This is a genomic window from Cellulomonas sp. S1-8 (assembly GCF_026184235.1).
Classification (GTDB): domain Bacteria; phylum Actinomycetota; class Actinomycetes; order Actinomycetales; family Cellulomonadaceae; genus Cellulomonas.
On the sequence record NZ_CP110806.1, the window covers coordinates 3,696,026 to 3,718,006 of the forward strand.

A 21,981-nucleotide genomic window follows, 5' to 3' on the forward strand; every position below is an offset into this window, starting at 1 on the left:
CGGTGGGCGACCCCCCCGACCCGCGACCGGAACACCGGTCACCGGTGGGCGCTGGGAACCGTGAGTGGTGTTCCGGTCTGTGTGGGGGGCGTCAGCGGGGGGCGTGCTGGAGCAACCACGTGTGCATGGCGATCGCCGCGGCCGCGCCCGCGTTGAGCGAGCGCGTGCTGCCGTGCTGGGTGATGTGCAGGACGACGTCGCACGCGTCCTGCGCCTGCGGGGTCAGGCCCGTCGACTCCTGGCCGAGCAGCAGCACGCACGCGCGTGGCAGCGCGTACCCCTCGATCGCGACGGAGCCGGGCAGGTTGTCGATGCCGACGACCGGCAGGCGGGTGCCGTCGGGACCCGCGCCGGCGGCCCACGTCGCGAGCGCCGCAGCGTCGGGGTGGTGGTGCACGTGCAGGTAGCGGTCGGTCACCATCGCCCCGCGTCGGTTCCAGCGGCGGCGCCCCACGACGTGCACGCCGACGGCGTTGAACGCGTTGGCGGTCCGGACGACCGACCCGATGTTGAGGTCGTGCGCCCAGTTCTCGATCGCGACGTGGAACGGGTGCCGCCGGGTGTCGAGGTCCGCGACGACCGCCTCGACCGTCCAGTACCGGTAGGCGTCGACGACGTTGCGCCGGTCGCCGTGCGCGAGCAGCTCCCGGTCGTACCGCGGGTCGTCGGGCCAGGCGTCGGGGCCGCCGGGCCACGGCCCGACGCCGACCTCGTGCACGTCGTGCGCGCCGATCTCGTCCGTCACGGCTCGATCCTCCCGCGTCCGGCGCCGTACGCTGGGCACATGCTGACGACGACGGTGCTCGCCGCCGCCCTGACGACCGACGCGGCCCTGCCGCTCCTCGCGGGCGGCCCGCTCCCGGCGCTGGGGCCGGAGTTCCTCGAGCCCGAGAACCTCATCAACTCGTTCGGGACGGCCGCGCTGATCGGCATCGTCGCCATCGTCTTCATCGAGACCGGGCTGCTGTTCCCGTTCCTGCCCGGCGACTCGCTGCTGTTCACCGCCGGGGCGCTCGTCGCGCAGGACTCGCTGCAGCTCAACATCTGGGTGCTGTGCCTCCTGCTGTTCGCCGCGGCGTTCCTCGGGGACCAGGTGGCGTACGGGATCGGTCGCAAGCTCGGGCCCAAGGTCTTCAGCCGCCCCGACTCGCGCTTCTTCAAGCAGAAGTACATCGACCAGACGTACGCGTACTTCGACAGGTACGGCGGCCGGACCATCATCGTGGCGCGTTTCGTGCCGTTCGTGCGGACGTACGCACCGGTCGCGGCGGGCGTCGGCAAGATGAGCTACCGGCACTTCGTGTCGTACAACGTCGTCGGCGCGCTGCTGTGGGGCGCCGGGGTGACGCTCCTGGGCTACTGGCTGGGCAACTTCTCCTTTATCAAGGACAACATCGAGGCCCTGCTCATCCTCATCGTCGGTGTCTCGGTGCTGCCCGTGGCGTTCGAGCTCCTGCGTGCGCGCCGCAAGGAGAAGACCGGCGAGACCGTCGAGGGCCGCGACCCCGCGTTCGACGAGCCCGTGGAGCGCGCGGCGGTCGAGCGCGAGGTCTTCGGCCGGGCGACCACCGCGCCCGTGACGGGCCAGGCGGGCACCGAGGCCGTCGAGGGTGCGCCCGACGACATCGGGGAGCGAGCCGAGCGATGACCCGTGAGATCCGGTCGTGGCTGTCCGACATGGACGGCGTCCTCGTCCACGAAGGCACGGCGCTGCCGGGGGCGGCGGACTTCATCGACGCGCTCCAGGCCGCCGAGCGACCGTTCCTCATCCTGACGAACAACTCGATCTTCACGCCGCGCGACCTGCGCGCACGTCTGGTCGCCACGGGCATCGACGTGCCCGAGGCGGCGATCTGGACCTCGGCCCTGGCCACCGCGCAGTTCCTCACCGACCAGATGCCCGGCGGGTCCGCGTACGTCATCGGCGAGGCCGGCCTGACGACGGCGCTCTACGAGGCCGGCTACACGCTGACGGCCGCGCAGCCGGACTTCGTGGTGCTGGGCGAGACGCGGACGTACTCGTTCGAGGCCATCACGCAGGCCGTCCGCCTCATCCAGGGCGGTTCGCGGTTCATCGCGACGAACCCCGACGTCACCGGCCCCAGCAAGGACGGTGACCTGCCGGCGACCGGGGCCGTGGCCGCGATGATCTCCGCCGCGACGGGCCGCAAGCCGTACTTCGTCGGCAAGCCGAACCCCATGATGATCCGCTCCGCCCTCAACCGGATCGACGCGCACTCCGAGACGACCGTCATGGTCGGCGACCGCATGGACACCGACATCGTCGCGGGCATCGAGGCCGGTCTGCGGACCTACCTCGTGCTCACGGGGTCGACGCGGGCCCACGACGTCGAGCGGTTCCCGTTCCGTCCGACCCAGGTGCTCGACTCCGTGCAGGACCTGATCGCGCTCGTCTGACGCGTCGGGGTGCTCACGGTGCCGCTCCCCACCGCCGCTGCACCACGGCCGCCGTGGCGACCAGCAGCGCCAGCATGACGAGGCCCTCGGGTCGCGCCGCGAGCACCAGCGGGGTGTCGATGGTCACGACCGCGGGGTCGAGCAGCGGGTAGGCGATCGCGTTGGCGACGCCGTGGCCGAGGACGGCGGGCCACACGCTGCCCGTCCGGTCCCGCGCGACGCCCCAGATCACGGCCATCGCGAGGCACGCGAGCACGAACAGCGGGAGCTGCACGGCCAGGTGCAGCTCGGTGTACTGCGAGCCCATCGCGACGATGTACGGCACGTGCCACACCGCCCACAGCGCGCCGACCGCCAGGTGCCGGCGCAGCGGCGGGACGCCCAGCGCGGCGAGCCGCGGCTCGAGGTACCCACGCCAGCCCCACTCCTCGAACGCCGCGAACAGCAGCCGGGGCACCAGGCCGGCGACCGTCAGGGTGACGAGCAGCGACAGCCCCCCGGACCCGGGGGACATCCCCCCGCTGAGGAGGCCGACGGCGACGACGACCGCCGTCAGGACGGGGAACATCAGCGCGGTGACCAGGTACCAGCGGCGGCGGTGTCCGAGCCGCAGGCCCGCGTCGGCCCAGCCCTCGCGCCCGAGCGTGCGCAGCGCGACCGCCATGAGCACGGGGCCCAGGACGAACAGGAGCGCGCCGGGGCTCGTGGCCTTGTCGGCGGCGCCGGCCAGGAGGAGGGACCCGAGCACGGACAGCGTCAGGACGCCGACGGCGTAGACGGCGACGCCGCGCCAGGAGGCGGGGCGCGGTGGTCGGCGCCCGGGACGGTGAGGGGCGGTGGTGGGCGACGCGACGGACATGAGGGCTCCTCGGGGAGGGTGCGGGGGCGCGTGCGGGGTCAGGCGGGCGGGTCGTCGAGGGCGGCGAGCAGGTCGAGGGCCCAGGCGAGCTCGCCGCGGGCGTGCACGAGGCCGTTCTCGAGGGTCGCCACGCGCAGGCGGACGTCGAGGCCGACGGGCGACCCGTGGGCGGCCACGGCCTCGAGGGTGGCGTGCCGCGTGTGCTCGAGGACGGCGACGAGCTCGCGTGCCTCGTCGCCACGCTCCGCGATGACGGCGCGCGCCCGGTCGGGCCCGAGCCGCGCGACGAAGAAGAGGCGGACCAGGAACGACTCGCGACCGGGCACGTACTCGACGGGGCCTGCGAGCCAGGTGTCGAGCTCGGACGCGCCCGCGTCGGTGATCGTGTGCTCGCGCCGGTCGGGGCGACCGGCCTGGGGCACGGTGCGGACCTCGACCAGGCCGTCGGCGGCCAGCTGCGCGAGCGTGCGGTAGATCTGCGCCTGGTCCGCCGGCCAGAAGTGCGCGACCGACTCCTGCATGTGCTTGCGCAGGTCGTAGCCGGTCATGGGCTGGACGGAGAGGAAGCCCAGGACTGCGTGCTTCAGCGACATGTCCCGATCATAGGAGACACATCCTCTATATGACTAGTCCCCTATGCGCTCACCCCGGACCAAGGGCCGCAGACCCGCGTCGCCGCCGCCCACGCCAGCACCGAGGGCCGTTCGTCCCGGCGCCGATGCCCCGGACGGGTCCAGGCTGGGGCATGCGCAACATCGAGCTCGCCCCGGTGCTGCGCGCGGCCAACCCCTGGTGGTCGCGCCGCAGCCGCGCGTCCTGGGTGGTGGGCGACCCCGAGCTCGCGACCCGCGCCCGGCACGAGTGGGTGCCCGCGACGGCAGGTGCTCGCGCCATGCTCGGGAACCTCCTCGCGCACCCGCGCCCCGGCACCGTCACGCTCGTCGTCGGCCCGCGCGGCGTCGGCAAGACCACGGCCGTCAAGGACGTCGTCGCGCACCTCGTCGCCGAGCCCGCGACCGACCCGCGACGCGTCGTGCTCGTCCCCGTGCAGCGGACCGAGGTGGACGGCCTCACGGCCGTCCTCGCGCCCGCCGACCTCGCGACGGTCGTCCGCGCCCCCACCCGCACGGGCGCACCCGCGTGCGACGGGGCGCGCGTCCTCGTCCTCGACGAGGTCGGGGCCGTCGCCGGATGGCCGCAGGTCGTCACCGACGCGCACCGCCGCGGGGACCAGGTGCTCGTCACGACGTCCGTGCTCGAGCCCGCCGACGTCGCCGCGCTCGCCGCCGCCGGCGTGCCCGCGGTCGTGCACCACCTGCGCCCCGCCAGCCTGTCCGAGATCCTCGTCGCCTCGCCCGCCGGCGCCGCCCAGGACGTGCGCACGGCCTACCTGCGCCACGGCGGACTGCCCCGCGCGCTCGCCGAGCACCGCGACCTCGGGGACGTCGGCGACGAGCTCGTCGCGCGCGTCGCCGCGGGCCTGCACCTCGACGTGTGCCGCGGCGAGGACGGCTGCCCCGTCGACCGGCTGCTGGCCGCCGTGTGCGCGACGACCGGCCGCTTCGTGGAGCCGCGCGAGATCGCCCGGACCCTCGACCTGCCGACGTCCCGGGTCGCGGTGCTGCTCGACCGCCTCGAGCACGCGCACGTGCTCGACCCGCGGCGCGGCCTGGTCGACCCGCTGCTGCACCGCCTGCCGTCGCTCGTCGCCCCGGGGCTGCACCCGTGCCCGTCGGCGCAGCACATCGCGACGTTCTCGCGCTGAGCGCGACGCGCGCGCCCGACGCGCGCGGGGACGTCAGAAGCTGACGGACGGCGCCTGGCGGACCTGCGGGTCGTTGACCTCGAAGTACTCGGCGCGCGTGAAGCCGAACATGTTGGCGATGACGTTCGCCGGGAACGTCTCGACCTTGGTGTTCAGCTCGCGGACGTTGGCGTTGTAGAACCGGCGGCCGGCGGCGATGCGGTCCTCGGTGTTGGCCAGCTCGGCCTGCAGCTGCTGGAAGTTCTCGCTCGCGCGCAGCACCGGGTAGTTCTCGGCGACGGCGAACAGCCGGCCGAGGGCAGAGCTCAGCGCGTCCTCCTGCGCGGCCTGCTGGGCGGGGGTCGCACCGGCGCCCGATGCGGCGGCGCGGGCGCGCGTGACCTCGTCGAAGACCCCGCGCTCGTGCGACGCGTACCCCTTGACGGTCTCGACCAGGTTGGGGATCAGGTCGTGCCGGCGGTGCAGCTCGACGTCGATCTGGCGCCACGACTCCTGCACGAGGTTCCGCAGGCGGACGAACCCGTTGTACTGCGCGACCGCCCACAGCAGGACGATGAGGATGATCGCGACGACGACGATCACGACGACGGTGGTGGTGCTCACGTGCTCCTCCAGGGTTCGAGGCGCCCAGCCTATCGACCCCCGGTCACCGCTCCGTCAGACCTGCGGCGGAGGTGGTGCCCAAGGCGCCCACCGGGACGCGCGCGCGCCGGGCGGCCCGTCGACCACCGGGTCGTAGCCGTGGTCCTGCCAGACGTGCCGAGGGACCCCGCGCACGACCCCGGACAGCACCCCGAGGCGCGGCGCGATGCGCGCCGTGTCGGTCGACCCCGGCTCCCACGACTGCAGCCACGTCCCCTCGACGCGCCAGGCCAGCCCGACGGCGTCCGGGCGCAGCAGCCGCTCGAGGGTGCGCGGGTGCAGGATCGCGTGGGCCGTGCGCGGGTCGGCCGCGTCCACGCGGTACGCCGCGTTGAACGCCTCGGACTCCAGCTGGAGGTCCCGCGCGCCCAGGGTCTTCGCGAGCCGCGCACCGACGCCCTCGGCCGTGAGCTCGAGCGTCGGCAGGTACGCGGGCAACGGGACGCCGACGACGTGCGCCCGGTGGTCGCGCTCCTCCTTGCCGCTGCCGGTGGTCCACCCGTACGTGAAGGAGACGGCCGGCAGGTCCTCGTACGCCCCGGTGAGGACCTCCGTCACGGAGCGGCTGTGCCCCTGGCCGAACGGGCGGCCCGACTGCAGCGTCGCGAGCCCGATCCCGGGGTCGCGCGGCGCGTACGTCCACCCCGCGGCCGACGCCCACGCGGCGAGCTGCTGCTGCCGCTGCTGGTGCAGCCACCGGCCGCCGACCCCGACGGCGACCAGCACGACGAGCCCCAGCACGACCGCGACGCCGAACGAGCCGCCCCCCGGGACGTGCGCGCCCGCGACCCCCGTCCCGACGAGCCCGAGCACCACGACCGCCCCGACCTGCACCCCCCGGCGCACGGCCGCGCGCTCCCTAGACCAGGCCGAGGTCGGCCGCGCCGAACAGGTGGTGGTACGGGACGCCCAGGGCCTCGATCGCCTCGCGTGCACCGGTGTCGCGGTCGACGATCGTCGCGACCCCGACGACCACGCCGCCGGCCTCGCGGACGGCCTGCACGGCGGTGATCGGCGACCCGCCCGTCGTCGAGGTGTCCTCCACGACGACGACGCGCCGGCCGGCCACGTCGGGACCCTCGATGCGGCGCTGCATGCCGTGCGCCTTGGTCTCCTTGCGTACGACGAACGCGTCGAGGTCCTGGCCGCGCGACGCCGCCGCGTGCAGCAGCGCCGTCGCGACCGGGTCGGCACCGAGCGTCAGGCCGCCGACGGCGTCGATCTCCGCCGTGCCCAGCCCGGCCTCCTCGAGCATGTCGAGCATGAGGTGCCCGATGAGCGGGGCGGCGCGGTGGTGCAGCGTCGCCCGCCGCAGGTCGACGTAGTAGTCGGCCTGCTTGCCGGACGACAGCGTGACCCGGCCGTGCACGACGGCGAGGTCACGGACGAGGGCGACGAGCTGGTCGCGGGGCGTTGCGGCGGGGGCGTCGGTCACGGCCCCGAGGGTACCGGCCGGCGGACGTGCCGCACGGACGCGCCGGACGCGGCGGGCGGGTGACGCGTCAGCCCGTGACGCGCAGCTCGACGCGCCGGTTCAGCGCCCGGCCCGCGGGGTCGTCGCGGCCGTCGGCGCTCTCCCCGGCGACGGGCAGCGTGCTGCCGCGACCGGTGACCGTCAGGACGAGGTCGGGGCGCGCGGCCGCGAGCACGTCGGCCACCGCCTGCGCACGCGCCTGCGACAGGGGAACGTTCACGTCGTCTCCGCCCAGGCCGTCGGTGTGGCCGTCGACGGCCACCGCCGCGCCCTGCGGCAGGGCCGCGGCGAGCTCGCCGACGGCGGCCTGCGCGGCCGGCCGCAGCGCCGCGCTGTCGAACTCGAACAGCAGGTCGGAGGTGAGCGTCGTGACGCCGTCGGCCTGGCGCTGCAGCTCGCTCACCGACCCCGCCGGGTCGGGCACCAGGGGTCCGCCGAGGAGCGGCAGCGGGCCGCCGAGCAGGTCGAGCGTGGCGCCCCGGACCATGTCGGCGGTGACCGGCGTGCCGGCGAGCTCGGCCCACGGGGGCCCGTCGGCCGCGCCGGCGGGTGCCGCCTGCCCCACGAGCCCGGCGCACGTCAGGCCGGCGAGCAGCAGGCCGGCGGAGCGGCGACGCACGCGGCGGTCCGGGCGGATCACGACGCGGCCACCGCCGTGACCCCGGAGAAGACCGGCAGCCCCTCGGCGATCAGCACGTCGAGCGACCCGCCCTCCGGGTCGGGCGCGGGCAGCGCGGCCCAGCCCTCCAGGGTGGAGCCGTTGGCGATCTGGGTCGACGTCGTGCTCACGGGCGAGGCGAGCATGCTGCCCCGGCACAGCGAGCGCTCCGCGCCGCCCGCGTTCCACGCGCCCTGCGTGCACAGCGGCATGTACGCCCGCAGGTTCGTGGTGTCCGTGACGACCGGCGTCGGCTCGACGCCCAGGGAGAACAGGCTCATCGACCCCTCGGACCCCGGGTCCGCGGCGTCCCACCGCAGCGCCCACCGGAGGGTCATGACCTCGGCGTCGACGCGCACGTCGCGCAGCGTCAGCGTCAGGGTGCCGCCCGCGTTCTCGCTGCCCACCGGGGTGTCGATGGTCTGCTCCGCGATCACCTGCGCCGCGACGTCGTCGACGGGCGGCGGTGCGGGCTCCCCCGCGGTCTGCGACGCGCTCCCCGACGGCGGGTCCACCGGGCCGTCGGCGTCACCGGTGCAGCCGCCGAGCAGGACGAGCACTCCCCCGACGGCCAGCCCCGTCAGCGCGCGGCGGGCGGGGGGACGGGTGGTCGGACGCATGCGGGGTCCTCCGATGGTCGCGGGCAGCACCGGCAGGCTAACGCGGGAACCGGACGACCTCCCCGAAAGGTGACGGACCGGGCGCGAGGGAGGCGTGCACGCCTACCGGCCGTCAGGCGTCGGCGACCTGCGAGTCGAGGGCCTCGTCGGCCAGCGCCCTGCGGTAGCCGCCGAAGGCCCGCACGGCGGGGCGGGGCGCGAGCCGCAGGACCGCGGAGACGACCTTGTACCGCAGGCTCGGTGTCGAGATGACGACGCCCCGGCGCACGTCCGCGAGGGCTGCCGCGACCACGTCCTCGGCGTCCAGCCAGGCCGCCTCGGGGTAGTGCGCCGTGTCGATGCGGCCGCGCTCGTGGAACTCGGTGTGCGTGAACCCGGGGCACACGACGGTGGCGGTCACGCCGGTGTCCTTCAGCTCGACCGCGAGCGCCTCGGTGAAGACCCGCACCCACGCCTTGTGCGCCGAGTACGTGCCCGACGCGATGAGGCCGCCGACCGAGCCGACGTTGAGGATCGCGCCGCGCCCGCGCGCGACCATCGCGCCCGCCGCGACGTTCGACAGCACCAGGACCGCACGGACCATGAGGTCGAGCGCCTTCTCCTCGGCCGCGAGGTCGCCGCCGACGAAGTGCTGGTTGAGCCCGAGCCCGGCGTTGTTGACGAGCAGGCCGACGGGACGCTCGTCGGCGCGGAGCCGGTCGGAGACGCGCTCGAGGCCTGCCCGGTCCGTCAGGTCGGCGACCAGCACCTCCGCCCGGACGCCCGCGGCGGCCTCGAGCTGGCCCGCGAGGCGGGTCAGCTTCTGCTCGTCGCGCGCCACGAGGACGACGTCGTGCCGCGCCGTGGCGAGCTGCCAGGCGAACTCCAGACCGAGGCCGGCGCTCGCGCCGGTGACCAGTGCGGTACCCATGGACGCCACCCTACGGAACCGGGGGGCCGGTGCGCCTGTCGTCGGGTGCCGGCGGACGCGTCCGTCCACAGGCCGGGCACCGACGCCGCCCGGTGTCGCCGACGGCTCGTAGGGTGGGCGCGTGCAGCCGGACCCCGTCGCTCCCGAGCCCCGTCGACGACGGACGGCCGGCCCCGCCGACGACGCGCCACCACCCGAGCCCCCCGCCTGGGACGACGCGGCCGCGGACCCGTGGTGGGACGACGCGCCCCCGCCGGACGACGACGCCCCACCACCCGACGCGTGGGCGCCCGACGCGGACGGACCGGGGCGGGGTGCGGGCGGCGGCCGCACGACGTCACGGCGGCCGGACGCGCCGCGCAGCACGGCGGCGGGGAAGCCCGCGCCCTCGCACGGCACCCCGGCCGAGGTCCTGCACCGCGTGTGGGGCTACGACGCGTTCCGCGGCGACCAGGCCGCGATCGTCGACACCGTGGTGGCGGGCGGGGACGCGGTGGTCCTCATGCCCACCGGCGGCGGCAAGTCGCTGTGCTACCAGGTGCCGGCGCTCGTGCGCGAGGGCACGGGGATCGTCGTGTCCCCGCTGATCGCGCTCATGCAGGACCAGGTCGACGCGCTGTCCGCCCTGGGCGTGCGGGCCGGGTTCCTCAACTCGTCGCAGGAGCGGGACCAGCGTCGGGCGGTCGAGGACGCGTTCCTCGCCGGCGAGCTCGACCTGCTGTACCTCGCCCCGGAGCGGCTGCGCGTCCCGGAGACGCTCGACCTGCTGGACCGCGGGCACGTCGCGCTGTTCGCGATCGACGAGGCGCACTGCGTGTCCCAGTGGGGGCACGACTTCCGGCCCGACTACCTGGCGCTGTCGCTGCTGCACGAGCGCTGGCCGGACGTCCCGCGGGTCGCCCTGACGGCGACCGCGACGCACGCGACGCACCGCGAGATCGGCGAGCGCCTGCAGCTCACCGAGGCCGCGCAGTTCGTCGCGAGCTTCGACCGCCCCAACATCCGGTACCGGATCGTGCCCAAGGACAACCCGCGCGCGCAGCTGCTGCACCTGCTGCGCACCGAGCACGACGGCGACGCGGGCATCGTGTACTGCCTGTCGCGCGCGTCGGTGGAGCAGACGGCCGAGACCCTGCGCAAGGAGGGCATCGACGCGCTGCCGTACCACGCGGGGCTCGACCGGCGGGTCCGCGCGGCCAACCAGTCGCGGTTCCTGCGCGACGACGGCGTCGTGATGGTCGCGACCATCGCGTTCGGCATGGGCATCGACAAGCCCGACGTGCGGTTCGTCGCGCACCTCGACCTGCCGAAGTCGGTCGAGGGCTACTACCAGGAGACGGGACGCGCCGGCCGTGACGGGCTGCCGTCGACGGCGTGGCTCGCGTACGGGCTCGCCGACGTCGTGCAGCAGCGCCGCATGATCGACACGTCCGAGGGCGACGCCGCGCACAAGCGCCGCCTCACGCAGCACCTCGACGCGATGCTCGCGCTGTGCGAGACGATCGACTGCCGCCGCACCCAGCTGCTCGCGTACTTCGGTCAGGCGTCGGACGGGCCGTGCGGCAACTGCGACACGTGCCTCGAGCCACCGCAGTCGTGGGACGGGACGGTCCCGGCGCAGAAGCTGCTGTCGACCGTGGTCCGCCTGGACCAGCGCGGCCAGCGGTACGGCGCGGGGCACCTGGTCGACATCCTGCGCGGCAAGGCGACGCCGCGCGTCCAGCAGCTCGGGCACGACGCGCTGTCGACGTTCGGCATCGGGCAGGACCTGTCGGACGGCGAGTGGCGCGGGGTCGTGCGCCAGCTGCTGGCGGCGGAGCTGCTGGCCGTCGACACCGAGGGGTACGGCACGGTCCGCCTGCTGCCCGCGTCGGCCGAGGTCCTGCGCGGGGAGCGTGAGGTCCGGCTGCGCCGCGAGCCCGAGCGCACGGGCCGCGCGTCGCGCGAGCGCCGCGGGACGGGGCGCCCGTCGGCGGCGGCCGCGGACCTCACCGGAGACGACGCGGGGGTGTTCGAGGCGCTGCGGGCCTGGCGCGCGGGCGCCGCGAAGGAGCAGGGCGTGCCCGCGTACGTCGTGTTCCACGACGCGACGCTGCGGGAGATCGCGACGCGCCGGCCGACGTCACGGGTCGAGCTGGGGACGATCAGCGGGGTCGGCGCGACCAAGCTGGAGCGGTACGCCGAGGGCGTCCTGGCCGCGCTGGGGAGCGGCGAGGGCTGAGGGTGGGATGCCCCCTCAGCCCACCGGCCCCGTCGACGACCTGACCACCAGGTGCGTCGGCAGCAGCACGGGGTCGGCCGCGTCGCGGGGGTCGACCACGGGGTCGTCGTCCAGGTCGCGGGCGAGGCCGTCCTCGTCGTCCGGGCGGTCTCCCTCGAGGCGGGCGAGGAGCAGGTCGGCGGCCATGCGACCGGCGCGCTCGACGGGTGACTCGACGGTCGTCAGCGCGGGGCGGACGAGGTCGGCGCCGAAGATGTCGTCGCAGCCGATGACGCTCATGCGCTCGGGCACGGGGACGCCCCGCGCGTCGAGGCGTTCGAGGACCCCGAACGCGAGCAGGTCGTTGAACGTGATGACCGCGGTCGCGTCCGCCGCCAGGGCTGCGTCGGCGGCCTGCGCGCCGGACGTGCGGACGGGCGCGTACGGCCCGAGCACGACGAGCTCGACGCCGAGCCGGGAGGCCGCGGGCACCAGCGCCTCGCGCCGGCGCCGGTCGGACCACGACGTGGCGGGCCCCGACGCGTAGACGATGCGCGTGTGCCCCAGGCCGGCGAGGTGCTCGAGCGCCTGGACCATGCCGCCGGCGGTGTCGAGCAGCACGCCGGGCGTGCCGGGGATCGTGCGGTTGACGACGACGAGCGCGAGGTCGGCGGCCGCGGCCGCGATCTGCTCGTCGGACAGCCGCGAGGCCGCGAGGACGGCGCCGTCGACCTGGCCGCGCAGCTTGCGCAGCGTGTCGAGCTCGACCTCGGCGGACTCCTCGGTGTCCGCGAGCACCTGCACGTACCCGGACTCCCGCAGCCGCGCGCTGGTGCCGCGCACGAGGCCGAAGAAGAACGGGTTGGTGACGTCGGGCAGGACGAGCGCGACGGTCGCGGTGCGCCCGGACAGCAGCGCGCGCGCCGACGCGCTGGGGATGTAGCCGAGCTCCTGCGCCGCGGCGACGACGCGGTCGGCGGTGTCGGAGTTGACGCGACCGGGCCGGGTGAGGGCGCGCGAGGCGGTCGACACCGCGACCCCTGCCGCCGCGGCGACGTCGCGCAACGTGGGCTGCCGCCTGACGGCCATGCACCCTCCTGGTCGGTCGTCCGGTCCTGCGCGACGGTGCGCAGAACCCCAATCTTGCTGGCAAACGATTGCCAGCCTACCGTGTCCGTGCCTAGTCTCACTAGTGCCTTCGCGACGACGCGAACGGCGGAAGGAGCATGTCACGATGCCCGGCACCACCATCCGCACGGCCGAGGTTCTGGTCTCCAGTCCCGGCCGCAATTTCGTGACGTTACGCGTCGTCACCGAGGACGGCGTCGAGGGCCTCGGGGACGCCACCCTCAACGGACGCGAGCTGTCGGTCGCCAGCTACCTCACGGACCACGTCGTCCCCCTGCTCATCGGCAGGGACGCACACACGATCGAGGACACGTGGCAGTTCCTGTACCGCAGCGCGTACTGGCGGCGCGGCCCGGTGACGATGGCCGCCATCGCCGCCGTCGACGTGGCGCTGTGGGACATCAAGGCGAAGGTCGCGGGCCTGCCGCTGTACCAGCTGCTCGGCGGGGCGTCGCGCTCCGGGATCATGGCGTACGGGCACGCGTCCGGCCGTGACCTGCCCGAGCTGTTCGACTCCGTCCGCGAGCACCTCGACCTGGGCTTCCGCTCGATCCGGATCCAGACCGCCGTCCCCGGCATCGATGCGGTGTACGGGGTCGCCGCGCAGCCGTCGTCGTCGGGACGCTACGACTACGAGCCCGCCCAGCGCGCGCCCCTGCCGGCCGAGGAGGACTGGGACACCCGCGCCTACCTGCGGCACATCCCGCAGGTCTTCGAGGCCGTGCGCAACGAGTTCGGCCCCGAGCTGCCGCTGCTGCACGACGGCCACCACCGCATGACGCCCATCCAGGCCGCGCGCCTCGGCAGGGACCTCGAGCCGTACGACCTGTTCTGGCTCGAGGACTGCACCCCCGCCGAGAACCAGGACGCGCTGCGGCTGGTGCGGCAGCACACCGTGACGCCGCTGGCGATCGGTGAGGTGTTCAACACCGTCTGGGACTACCAGACCCTCATCCGCGAGCAGCTCATCGACTACGTGCGCTCGGCCGTCACGCACACCGGCGGCATCACCGCGCTGCGCCGCATCCTCGACTACGCCGCGCAGTACCAGATCAAGTCCGGCATCCACGGGCCCACCGACATCTCACCCGTCGGCATGGCGGCCGCGCTGCACCTGGACCTCGCGATCCACAACTTCGGCATCCAGGAGTACATGCAGCACTCCGCGACGTCGCACGAGGTCTTCCGGACGTCGTTCACGTTCACCGACGGCTACCTGCACCCGGGGAACGAGCCGGGCCTGGGCGTCACGTACGACGACGACGCGGCCTCCCGGCACCCCTACCAGGCGGCGTACCTGCCGTTCAACCGACTCAAGGACGGCACGGTGCACGACTGGTGAACGACACGACCTCTCCCTCCGTTCATCCCGCGTGGCTCCCCGACGCCGCCTTCGCGCCGCTCGGCTCCCGACGCGTGCTCGTCGCGCTCGGACCCGACGCGGGACCCGTCGGCGCGACCGTCGTCGACGAGGTCCGCCGCGCGACCACGGCGCACGGCGGGTCGCTGACGGTTGCCGACGTCGCCTCGACGGCGGACGGTCACGACCTCGTCCTGCGCGTCGCCCCCGACGGCCCGGAAGCCGGGTCCACCCGACTGCGGACCGGTGGTGTCACCGTCGTCGTCGCCGGCGACGCCACCGGTCTGCTGCACGGCCTGCACGACGTGGTCCGCACGGGCGAGTCGGCCTTCGGGGCGGATCATCCGCCTGTCGTCTCGCGGCCCGGCTCCCCGGTCCGCATGCTCGACCACTGGGACAACATCGACGTCCACCCCGTCATGGGCCAGGTCGAGCGCGGCTACGCCGGTGGCTCGATCTTCTACGCCGACGGACGTGTGCGCGACGACCTGTCCCGCGTCGCGGCGTACGCGCGGCTGCTCGGGTCGATCGGCGTGAACGCGGTGGCGATCAACAACGTCAACGTGCACCGGGCCGAGGCGCGGCTGCTGACCGACGGGTTGCCGGACGTGGCACGCGTCGCCGACGTGTTCCGTCCGCACGGGGTCCGCACGTACCTGTCGGTGTCGTTCGCGTCGCCCGTGACGCTGGGCGGCCTGTCGACGTCCGACCCCGCCGACCCGCAGGTGCAGGCGTGGTGGGCGGCGGCGGCCGACCGCGTCTACGCGACGATCCCGGACTTCGGGGGGTTCGTCGTCAAGGCGGACTCCGAGGGGCAGCCGGGGCCGTTCGCCTACGGGCGCGACCATGCCGACGGGGCGAACCTGCTGGCCAGGGCGCTGCGCCCGCACGGCGGCACCGTGTTCTGGCGTGCGTTCGTCTACAACCACGAGCAGGACTGGCGCGACCGACGCACCGACCGGGCCCGCGCGGCCTACGACCACTTCGCGCCGCTCGACGGCCGGTTCGACGACAACGTGGTTCTGCAGGTCAAGTACGGTCCCGTCGACTTCCAGACGCGCGAGCCGATCTCGCCCGTCCTGGCCGCGATGCCGCGCACCCGTCTGGCGGTCGAGCTGCAGGTCACGCAGGAGTACACCGGGCACCAGAAGCACGTGTGCTACCTGGGGCCGCTGTGGTCGCAGGTCCTCACGTTCCCGCTGGCGGACGACGCCACGCGGGCCGTCGCGTCGATCGTCGCGGGGCTGCCGAGCGGACCGGCCGGTGGCATCACGGCCGTGTCGAACGTCGGCGACGACGAGTTCTGGACGGGGCACCCGCTCGCGCAGGCGAACCTCTACGCGTACGGGCGGCTCGCGTGGTCCCCCGAGGCGGACCCCGTCGACCTGCTCGACGAGTGGATCGGCCTGACGTTCCCCGATGCCGACCCGCGCGTGCGCTCGACCCTGCACACGCTCATGGACGAGTCGTGGCTGACGTACGAGGCGTACACCGCACCGCTCGGCGTCGGCTTCATGGTCGACCCGCTGCGTGGGCACTACGGCCCCAACGTCGACGGGTACGAGTACTCCAAGTGGGGCACGTACCACTTCGCCGACCGCGACGGCATCGGCGTCGACCGGACGGTCGCGACGGGCACGGGCTTCGCGGGCCAGTACCCGTCACCGTGGCGCGAGACGTACGAGGACCTCGCCACCTGCCCGGACGAGCTGCTGCTGTTCTTCCACCACGTGCCGTACGGGCACGTCCTGCACAGCGGGAAGACCGTCATCCAGCACATCTACGACACGCGCGCGGACGCGGTGGACGTCGTGACGTCGTGGGTGGAGGAGTGGGCGGCGCTGCACGGACTGGTCGACGAGCGGCTGCACGCGCGCGTCGCCGAGCGGCTGACCGAGCAGGTCCGCTCGGCCACCGAGTGGCGCGACCAGCTCCGCTCGTACTTCTCCCGCAAGTCCGGCGTCCCCGACGCGACGGGCCGCCCGATCTACTGATCCGGGCGCCGAGAGTGTGAAGGGTTGTTGCCGGATCCCGGCAACAACCCTTCACGCTTTCGCAGGGCGGCGGTTCAGCGGCCCGTGCCGTCGATGGCGTGCTCGTCGATCGCCGTCAGCTCGTCGCCCGTGAGCGGGGGTGCCGTCAGCGCCGCCACGTTGGCCTCGAGCTGGGCCACCGAGCTCGCGCCGACCAGCGCGGACGTGACGCGCTCGTCGCGCAGCACCCACGTCAGCGCGAGCTGGGCGAGGGTCTGCCCGCGGCTCGACGCGATGTCGTTCAGCGCCCGCGCCCGCGTCAGGTAGGTCTCCGAGAGCGCGCGCTCCGACAGGAACGGGCTGGCACCGGCGATCCGCGACCCGGCCGGCGCGTCCCCGCCCAGGTAGCGGTCCGTCAGCAGGCCCTGCGCGAGCGGCGAGAACACGATGGTCCCGACGCCCAGGTCGCCCACGGCGTCCAGCAGCGACTCGCGCTGCCCCTCCCCCGCCTTCTCGACGTGCCGGTTGAACATCGAGTAGCTGGGCTGGTGGATGAGCAGCCGCACGCCCATCTCGGCGAGCACCGCGTGCGCCTCACGGGTCTGCGACGGCGAGTAGTTGGAGACGCCGACGTACAGCGCCTTGCCGCTGCGCACGGCCTGCGCGAGCGCACCCATGGTCTCCTCGATCGGCGTCGAGGGGTCCGGGCGGTGGTGGTAGAAGACGTCGACGTACTCCAGGCCCATGCGGCGCAACGACGCGTCGAGCGACGCCAGCAGGTACTTGCGCGACCCGCCGTCCTGGTACGGGCCCGACCACATGTCGTAGCCCGCCTTGGTGGAGATGACGAGCTCGTCGCGGTACGGGCGCAGGTCCGCCGCCAGGTGCCGACCGAAGTTCTCCTCCGCCGCGCCCGGCTGCGGGCCGTAGTTGTTGGCCAGGTCCAGGTGCGTGATGCCCAGGTCCAGCGCCCGACGCAGCACGTCGCGCTGCGTCGCGAACGGTGTGAGGTCACCGAAGTTGTGCCACAGCCCCAGCGACAGCGCCGGCAGGTCGAGGCCCGAGCGTCCCGTGCGGCGGTAGGTCATCGTGGCGTACCGGTCGTCGGCGGCGCGGTACGGGTCGAGCGCGGGCATGAGGTGCTCCTCGTCGTCGGGTGTCGTCCAGGCTATGTCCGGCGTCGCCAGGCGTCCGGCATGCTTGGTTCATGCTACCGTCATGCCCATGGCGACTCTGCAGGTCAAGCACCTTCCTGACGACCTCCATGCGCGGTTGGCGGACCGCGCGCGTCGGTCGGGGACCACCATGTCGGACTACGTCACCCGCTTGCTGGAGCGAGACCTCGACCGTCCTACCGTCGACGAGTGGCTCACCGCCCACCCGCTCCCCGCGTCCGGGCCGCAGATCGACGTGGTCGTGGCGCTCGACGCCGTGCGAGCCGAGTACGCGCCGGACGTCGCCGTCACGAGACCGTGAGAGTCGTGCTCGACGCGAGCGTTGCTGTCCACGTCGTCACAGGGGGCACGCTCGCGGCCTCTGCCCGTCGACGACTGTCCGGAACGACGCCCGTAGCCCCCTCGCTCATCGACACCGAGGTGATGTCGGCGCTCGCCCGGCTGGAGCGCGGCGGGCACCTCACGTCGGAGGCGGCGGACGACGCACTCGCCGCCTGGACCGGGTTCCCGTGCGATCGCCTGGACACGACCCGACTCATGCCGCACGTGTGGGCGCTGCGCGGACGGGTGCGCGTCGCCGACGCACAGTACGTCGCGCTCGCTGCTGCGCTCGACGCGCCGCTGCTCACCGCCGACCGCCGCCTCGTCGGTGCGCACGTCCCCGGTGTGAGCGTGCTGCTCGTGCAATGACGTGCACGGCACGGGCGCATCGCGGCGACCCGCGACGGCACGGCCCTGTCCCGTGCACCCGGTATCGTCCCGGCATGCCGACGCCCGGGCGCTCGTCCAGCAGCAGCGGTGGGTTGCCGGTCGACGTCTTCTGGCACGCGATCCCGGACCGGCACCTGCTGTCGGAGCACGTCGACGCGATCACCGAGGTCCTCATGGACGTCGTCACCGCCCCGGCCGGCCGCCGCTGGAACCCGTACAACGCGACGATGGCGCGCCGGGAGTTCCGGCACCGGCTCGTCGAGGCGAGCCGCGGCGCGCTCACGCCGCTCGACCACGTCAAGAGCATCGAGCACCCGCTGGCGGCCGAGATGTTCGAGGTCCGCTGGCAGCACGTCCGGGTCACCGAGGAGCGGCCGGACGGGCGGCTGCGGCACCGGGACGCCCAGGTGCGGCTGCTGCACGCCGAGCCCGGGGCGCTCGGCGTGGTCGCCCTGGGGCTGCACGCGCACGAGAAGGTGGTCGTGCCCGGCGACGCACGCGCGACGCGCGCGGCGCAGGACGCCGAGATCGTCCGCGCGACGTCCGTCTACGCGACGGCGCTGCCCGTCTGGCTCACCCGCTCACCCGTGCAGCCGTTGCAGCGGGACCTCGACGGCAGCATAGGATAGAACCTATGGCAGACGAGGACCTCGACACGATCACCCGTCGTGCCGACGCGCTCATCGAGGACCACGCGGCGCTGCGCACGCGGCTCGTCGCGCTGCGCAAGGAGCACGGGCTCTCCCAGGCCCTCGTCGCCGAGCGCATGGGCGTCAGCCAGCCGACCGTCGCCGGCTTCGAGCGCTACGACGCCAACCCCACGCTCGCGACGCTGCGCCGCTACGCGCTGGCCGTCGGCGCGCGTACCCGCTCCACCGTCATCGACGACTGCGCGGACGCGCACCGGTCGTTCGTCGCCGTCGTGACGGCGGCGACGCTCACCCCCGCTCCCGCCGCGAGGCCGCTGAGCGTCCCCTCGTGGAGCACCCGCACGACCGTCCTGGCGACGACCGGTGCCTGAGCAGTCCGACGCGCTGGCCGCGCTCACGGCGTCCGCCGCTCTCGAGGACCTGTCCTTCGTCGAGCTGCACGCCCTGCGCCGGCTCGACGCCCCGCCCGACGCCACCGGCGCGGGAGAACCGCAGTTCACGCTCCAGGCGCAGCAGAACGACGAGGACGACCGCCGGTTCCGCCTGCTGCTGTCGGTCGAGGTGGATGTCGGCATCGGCGAGCTGCGGGTCGCGACGCTCGCGCAGTACGTGGTCACCGACGCGGCGCTCCCCCTGCCGCAGCGGCTCGTCGTGGAGTTCGCCAACGACAGCGGCATCGCGACGATGCTGCCGTTCCTGCGGCACGGCATCGCGGACCTGACCCAGCGGGTGTTCGGCTCGACCCTGCTGATGCCGCTGCTCCCTCGCGGCGCGGTGGCCTTCCCGCTCCCCGACTGACCCGTGAGCCGGTCCGGTCACGCGATACGGGCCCGTTCGGAGCCGATGCCGGTCAGGCCTGCGTCGTTCAGTGCGGCCAGGACGTCGTCGGTGACGATCGTGATGTCGTTCAGCTCGGGCACGATGAAGACGCGGTGCCCGTCGAGCTTGGCGCGGTCCAGGACCCAGCGGATCGGCAGACCGCTGGGACCCCAGTTCGTGCTGCTGTGCAAGAGGTCGTAGAAGACCGGGAAGTGCATCACCCAGTACGGGAGATGTTCACCGGCCGGCATGGTGAGGGTGGCTGGGAGCCACTGGATCGCGTCGCGCTCACCGAGGCAGTCCTCCAGGATGGTCCGCACGCTGGGCGAGACCAGCCGAGTCATGTCCGCCGTTCCCACCCAGTCCTCTGCGGGACCCTCAAGCGGCCACCGCCAGATCAGCTCGGGGACATCCGCAAGGTAGCCCTCGTCCGTCAAGCGCCGCCTGAATCGTCTGTCGCTGGGCGCCACTCGCTCGGCGAGCCGGACCGCCTGTGACGGGCTGAGCACGTGGAAGTCAGTTGCCATACTTGTCACAGTTCCAGTAAGAGTGGCGCACGATGCTGGGATCGGCTTTGACGACATCGACGACCCAGGCCGTGAAGAGTCGCTTGAACTCGACGACGTCGCCGTCAGCCACTTTGTCTGCCTTGATCAGATTGTTGAGCACCCACTGGTGGTAACCGACTGGGTGAGGGCCGCGGTGTGGGATCTGAACCAGGTTCCACGCCTTGGCTGCGTCGTCGATGCTGAGACCATAAGCGTCCGCGATCTCCTGAAATCGCTGTCGCCAGGCACCGTACTTCGTCGCCATGTGGTGGTCCTGGTCGGGCATCGACTCGACGAGCTTGCCGCGGACCCATGGGTCTTCGATGCAGCTGGGCGGCGGCTTGATCCCTGCGCCGGCAGGGTCGGGTTCAGGCTCCGGCGCGGCCGTGGGTTCCTCGCTGGGCGCGCCCTCGTCGATGCATCCCGGCTCGTCGCGCTCGGAGTACATGCAGTCCGGATCGAGCACCGGCGGTTCGGGTCCGTACGGGGCGTCGAGCAGCGCAGCGAAGACACCGGCGCTGCCCGGGCTCCCGCTGGTACGGGCGGCGACACGCAGCGCGTCCTGGACGCCGTGGGCGCGGCAGACGATGACGACGTCGGGGATCCACAGATCGGGCGCCTGGGGGCGCAGCTTCTCGCCGAGGACGGCGCAGCCCTGCTCGAGGCCGTACCGGTCGACCAGGCGAGCGCGCAGGGTAGCGACGGGTGCTGACTCGAGGTCGAGGGCCGGCCAGGACGCGACCGTGATGGTGCCGTCGGGACCGATCGACCCGTTCGGTAGCAGTTGGCCGGGGTCGCGGAAGATCGAGCAGAACGACAGGTCGACCTGGTAGGGCCCAAATCCGCAGCCGTACGTGAGTGCCCGGTCCGGGTCGACGTACCAGTCCCCGCAGTCCACAGCGCCGAGCCCGCAGCTGGACGGCGGCGTGGTGTCGGTCCGGTACAGGTGCAACCGGCAATCGGCACCTGGCGCGAGGCACTCGGGGTAGGCGGAGGGGAGGCCGCGAACCCACGCCGGGGTCTGGGTTTCGGGCACTACCGTGACGCGCGGCGCGTGGGAGCTTCGGGGGATCCAGTCGGAGCCGAAGAAGGAGACGACCGAGCCGGGCGGGCAGGTCAGCGCGTCCAGGTGGTACCGGCCCCCGGAAGTGACATCTCCGTCCCAGCGTTGCGTGAGACTCGTGACCCGCCCGTCGGCGTCGACACAGGTGATGCTGCGCTCCAGCGTGCCCTCGCCAGGTTCCGCGTCGTCGCGCAGGGGGTGCCCCGGCGGGTAGTAGTGTCCCAGAACTTGGTTGTCGTACGCCGCGACGAAATCAACGTGACTGAACCCACCTTTGGAGGTGCCTTGGCATGCGGTGGCGCCAGGTTTGAAGGTATAACTGAGAGTCCCGGAGCTGTCAGACCCAGGCTTGAGGCCTCGATATGCCAGCGGTTGTGTTCCTAGCGCCGCGGTGCCGTTCTTGCAGCGGACGATCATCCCAATCGACGGAAGCTCATTCCATGCTGTCCACTTCCCCGTCCAGACGACGCTGTAATCGAAAGCGAAGGTGCCGGTCGGGGCCCCGTAATCGGGTAGTGACGGGTTCGACCATGTGATGAACGCGCTGGACTCGGGGTAGACATTCGCCCGCCGAACGCGCTCGTACGTCTCCGTCGGGGCGAATCCCGGGGCAGGTGGCACGGGCAAGCCCCCTGCGCCCGGCGATGCCTCGGTGCCGTCTCCGATGACCAGCTCGGTGGCGGCGTACCCCACCGCAGTCACGCCAGCGGCGGTGTTCAGGCCCAGCTGCGTCGCGGTGGTGACGCCGGTGACGCCAGCGCTCGAACCGGCAGTCGCGACAGTCGCACTGCCCAGGCCCGCGCCTGCGTCGAGAGCACTCAGGACGGCGAGCCCGGTGGGGTTGCACAGCGACGACATCGGAGGGCAACCAGTCGAGGTGCCGGCGACCATCGCGGTGACGGGGACCGGCACGGCGAGAAGAGCAGCGGCTGGTGGTGCGGCTACCACCCCGGACACGCCAAGCAGGAGGACGACACCGATCGACATCTGTCGCGTACGCACGTTCAC

Annotated in this window: 24 protein-coding genes; 11 read left to right on the forward strand and 13 right to left on the reverse strand. The window is 73.4% G+C overall.

Annotation, left to right across the window (positions count from 1 at the left end):
* Nucleotides 1–91: 91 nt before the first annotated feature.
* Nucleotides 92–745: a TrmH family RNA methyltransferase gene (locus tag OKX07_RS16630; protein WP_265629099.1), complete on the reverse strand. Its 654-nt coding sequence runs from the start codon at nt 743–745 to the stop codon at nt 92–94.
* 39 nt (nt 746–784) lie between these two features.
* Here OKX07_RS16630 and OKX07_RS16635 point away from each other — a divergent pair, with 39 nt between their 5' ends.
* Together OKX07_RS16635 and OKX07_RS16640 are read left to right on the forward strand one after the other, a co-directional pair.
* Nucleotides 785–1,648 (forward strand): VTT domain-containing protein, encoded by an 864-nt coding sequence (locus OKX07_RS16635; protein ID WP_265629100.1) that lies wholly within the window; start codon nt 785–787, stop codon nt 1,646–1,648.
* Entirely contained in the window at nt 1,645–2,418 is a 774-nt protein-coding gene (locus tag OKX07_RS16640; RefSeq protein WP_265629101.1) for an HAD-IIA family hydrolase, read from the forward strand. The genes OKX07_RS16635 and OKX07_RS16640 overlap by 4 nt, the downstream gene beginning before the upstream one ends.
* A gap of 13 nt (nt 2,419–2,431) precedes the next feature.
* Here OKX07_RS16640 and OKX07_RS16645 read toward each other — a convergent pair whose 3' ends face one another.
* Complete coding sequence (locus tag OKX07_RS16645) at nt 2,432–3,277, reverse strand: CPBP family intramembrane glutamic endopeptidase (protein ID WP_265629102.1); 846 nt, start codon at nt 3,275–3,277, stop codon at nt 2,432–2,434.
* A gap of 38 nt (nt 3,278–3,315) precedes the next feature.
* A complete protein-coding gene (locus OKX07_RS16650; RefSeq protein ID WP_265629103.1) occupies nt 3,316–3,870 on the reverse strand; it encodes a PadR family transcriptional regulator in 555 nt (184 codons plus the stop codon).
* A 152-nt stretch (nt 3,871–4,022) separates the two neighbouring features.
* Between OKX07_RS16650 and OKX07_RS16655 the strand changes: the two genes are divergently transcribed.
* Nucleotides 4,023–5,042, forward strand: coding sequence for an AAA family ATPase (locus OKX07_RS16655; protein WP_265629104.1), 1,020 nt, complete (start codon nt 4,023–4,025; stop codon nt 5,040–5,042).
* A gap of 33 nt (nt 5,043–5,075) precedes the next feature.
* Here the strand turns inward: OKX07_RS16655 and OKX07_RS16660 are convergent, their stop codons facing one another.
* From OKX07_RS16660 to OKX07_RS16685, 6 genes are all read right to left on the reverse strand, one after another.
* Nucleotides 5,076–5,645 carry a LemA family protein gene (locus OKX07_RS16660; protein WP_265629105.1) on the reverse strand — a complete coding sequence of 190 codons (570 nt, stop codon included), beginning with the start codon at nt 5,643–5,645 and terminating at the stop codon, nt 5,076–5,078.
* Nucleotides 5,646–5,699: 54 nt separating this feature from the next.
* Nucleotides 5,700–6,530: a hypothetical protein gene (locus OKX07_RS16665; protein ID WP_265629106.1), complete on the reverse strand. Its 831-nt coding sequence runs from the start codon at nt 6,528–6,530 to the stop codon at nt 5,700–5,702.
* A gap of 13 nt (nt 6,531–6,543) precedes the next feature.
* A complete protein-coding gene (gene pyrE / locus OKX07_RS16670; RefSeq protein WP_265629107.1) occupies nt 6,544–7,119 on the reverse strand; it encodes an orotate phosphoribosyltransferase in 576 nt (191 codons plus the stop codon).
* Nucleotides 7,120–7,186: 67 nt separating this feature from the next.
* Nucleotides 7,187–7,798: an OmpA family protein gene (locus OKX07_RS16675; RefSeq protein ID WP_265629108.1), complete on the reverse strand. Its 612-nt coding sequence runs from the start codon at nt 7,796–7,798 to the stop codon at nt 7,187–7,189.
* Nucleotides 7,795–8,436 (reverse strand): hypothetical protein, encoded by a 642-nt coding sequence (locus OKX07_RS16680; RefSeq protein ID WP_265629109.1) that lies wholly within the window; start codon nt 8,434–8,436, stop codon nt 7,795–7,797. The genes OKX07_RS16675 and OKX07_RS16680 overlap by 4 nt, the downstream gene beginning before the upstream one ends.
* 112 nt (nt 8,437–8,548) lie before the next feature.
* On the reverse strand, nt 8,549–9,346 hold the full coding sequence (locus tag OKX07_RS16685) for an SDR family NAD(P)-dependent oxidoreductase (protein ID WP_265629110.1): 798 nt from the start codon (nt 9,344–9,346) through the stop codon (nt 8,549–8,551).
* Between the two features lie 121 nt (nt 9,347–9,467).
* On the opposite strand from OKX07_RS16685, the gene recQ reads away from it, so the two are divergent.
* Nucleotides 9,468–11,567, forward strand: a complete 2,100-nt coding sequence (recQ, locus tag OKX07_RS16690) for a DNA helicase RecQ (RefSeq protein ID WP_265629111.1) — start codon at nt 9,468–9,470, stop codon at nt 11,565–11,567.
* A gap of 15 nt (nt 11,568–11,582) precedes the next feature.
* On the opposite strand, the gene OKX07_RS16695 is transcribed toward recQ, so the two are convergent.
* The gene (locus tag OKX07_RS16695; RefSeq protein ID WP_265629112.1) at nt 11,583–12,635 is read right to left on the reverse strand and encodes a LacI family DNA-binding transcriptional regulator; all 1,053 of its coding nucleotides are present in this window, start codon (nt 12,633–12,635) and stop codon (nt 11,583–11,585) included.
* Nucleotides 12,636–12,780: 145 nt separating this feature from the next.
* Here OKX07_RS16695 and manD point away from each other — a divergent pair, with 145 nt between their 5' ends.
* Entirely contained in the window at nt 12,781–14,016 is a 1,236-nt protein-coding gene (manD, locus tag OKX07_RS16700) for a D-mannonate dehydratase ManD (RefSeq protein ID WP_265629113.1), read from the forward strand.
* Nucleotides 14,013–16,028, forward strand: coding sequence for an alpha-glucuronidase (locus OKX07_RS16705; protein ID WP_265629114.1), 2,016 nt, complete (start codon nt 14,013–14,015; stop codon nt 16,026–16,028). The genes manD and OKX07_RS16705 overlap by 4 nt, the downstream gene beginning before the upstream one ends.
* A 74-nt stretch (nt 16,029–16,102) precedes the next feature.
* Here OKX07_RS16705 and OKX07_RS16710 read toward each other — a convergent pair whose 3' ends face one another.
* Entirely contained in the window at nt 16,103–17,143 is a 1,041-nt protein-coding gene (locus OKX07_RS16710; RefSeq protein ID WP_265629115.1) for an aldo/keto reductase, read from the reverse strand.
* Nucleotides 17,144–17,231: 88 nt separating this feature from the next.
* Between OKX07_RS16710 and OKX07_RS16715 the strand changes: the two genes are divergently transcribed.
* From OKX07_RS16715 to OKX07_RS16735, 5 genes are all read left to right on the forward strand, one after another.
* Nucleotides 17,232–17,483: a FitA-like ribbon-helix-helix domain-containing protein gene (locus tag OKX07_RS16715; RefSeq protein WP_265629116.1), complete on the forward strand. Its 252-nt coding sequence runs from the start codon at nt 17,232–17,234 to the stop codon at nt 17,481–17,483.
* 5 nt (nt 17,484–17,488) lie between these two features.
* On the forward strand, nt 17,489–17,872 hold the full coding sequence (locus OKX07_RS16720; protein ID WP_265629117.1) for a type II toxin-antitoxin system VapC family toxin: 384 nt from the start codon (nt 17,489–17,491) through the stop codon (nt 17,870–17,872).
* A 74-nt stretch (nt 17,873–17,946) separates the two neighbouring features.
* Complete coding sequence (locus OKX07_RS16725; protein ID WP_265629118.1) at nt 17,947–18,522, forward strand: hypothetical protein; 576 nt, start codon at nt 17,947–17,949, stop codon at nt 18,520–18,522.
* Between the two features lie 5 nt (nt 18,523–18,527).
* The gene (locus OKX07_RS16730) at nt 18,528–18,914 is read left to right on the forward strand and encodes a helix-turn-helix transcriptional regulator (protein WP_265629119.1); all 387 of its coding nucleotides are present in this window, start codon (nt 18,528–18,530) and stop codon (nt 18,912–18,914) included.
* Nucleotides 18,907–19,341, forward strand: a complete 435-nt coding sequence (locus OKX07_RS16735) for a hypothetical protein (protein WP_265629120.1) — start codon at nt 18,907–18,909, stop codon at nt 19,339–19,341. Before OKX07_RS16730 ends, OKX07_RS16735 begins: the two co-directional genes overlap by 8 nt.
* 17 nt (nt 19,342–19,358) lie before the next feature.
* Here the strand turns inward: OKX07_RS16735 and OKX07_RS16740 are convergent, their stop codons facing one another.
* Nucleotides 19,359–19,706 carry a hypothetical protein gene (locus OKX07_RS16740; protein ID WP_265629121.1) on the reverse strand — a complete coding sequence of 116 codons (348 nt, stop codon included), beginning with the start codon at nt 19,704–19,706 and terminating at the stop codon, nt 19,359–19,361.
* Nucleotides 19,707–19,878: 172 nt separating this feature from the next.
* Complete coding sequence (locus tag OKX07_RS16745; RefSeq protein WP_265629122.1) at nt 19,879–21,981, reverse strand: AHH domain-containing protein; 2,103 nt, start codon at nt 21,979–21,981, stop codon at nt 19,879–19,881.

Coding starts and splice junctions, on each gene's coding strand:
- OKX07_RS16635 (WP_265629100.1), top strand. CDS start 785: ATGCTGACGACGACGGTGCTCGCCGCCGCCCTGACGACCGACGCGGCC.
- OKX07_RS16640 (WP_265629101.1), top strand. CDS start 1,645: ATGACCCGTGAGATCCGGTCGTGGCTGTCCGACATGGACGGCGTCCTC.
- OKX07_RS16645 (WP_265629102.1), bottom strand. CDS start 3,277: ATGTCCGTCGCGTCGCCCACCACCGCCCCTCACCGTCCCGGGCGCCGA.
- OKX07_RS16650 (WP_265629103.1), bottom strand. CDS start 3,870: ATGTCGCTGAAGCACGCAGTCCTGGGCTTCCTCTCCGTCCAGCCCATG.
- OKX07_RS16655 (WP_265629104.1), top strand. CDS start 4,023: ATGCGCAACATCGAGCTCGCCCCGGTGCTGCGCGCGGCCAACCCCTGG.
- OKX07_RS16680 (WP_265629109.1), bottom strand. CDS start 8,436: ATGCGTCCGACCACCCGTCCCCCCGCCCGCCGCGCGCTGACGGGGCTG.
- OKX07_RS16685 (WP_265629110.1), bottom strand. CDS start 9,346: ATGGGTACCGCACTGGTCACCGGCGCGAGCGCCGGCCTCGGTCTGGAG.
- OKX07_RS16695 (WP_265629112.1), bottom strand. CDS start 12,635: ATGGCCGTCAGGCGGCAGCCCACGTTGCGCGACGTCGCCGCGGCGGCA.
- manD (WP_265629113.1), top strand. CDS start 12,781: ATGCCCGGCACCACCATCCGCACGGCCGAGGTTCTGGTCTCCAGTCCC.
- OKX07_RS16710 (WP_265629115.1), bottom strand. CDS start 17,143: ATGCCCGCGCTCGACCCGTACCGCGCCGCCGACGACCGGTACGCCACG.
- OKX07_RS16715 (WP_265629116.1), top strand. CDS start 17,232: ATGGCGACTCTGCAGGTCAAGCACCTTCCTGACGACCTCCATGCGCGG.
- OKX07_RS16725 (WP_265629118.1), top strand. CDS start 17,947: ATGCCGACGCCCGGGCGCTCGTCCAGCAGCAGCGGTGGGTTGCCGGTC.
- OKX07_RS16730 (WP_265629119.1), top strand. CDS start 18,528: ATGGCAGACGAGGACCTCGACACGATCACCCGTCGTGCCGACGCGCTC.
- OKX07_RS16740 (WP_265629121.1), bottom strand. CDS start 19,706: ATGACTCGGCTGGTCTCGCCCAGCGTGCGGACCATCCTGGAGGACTGC.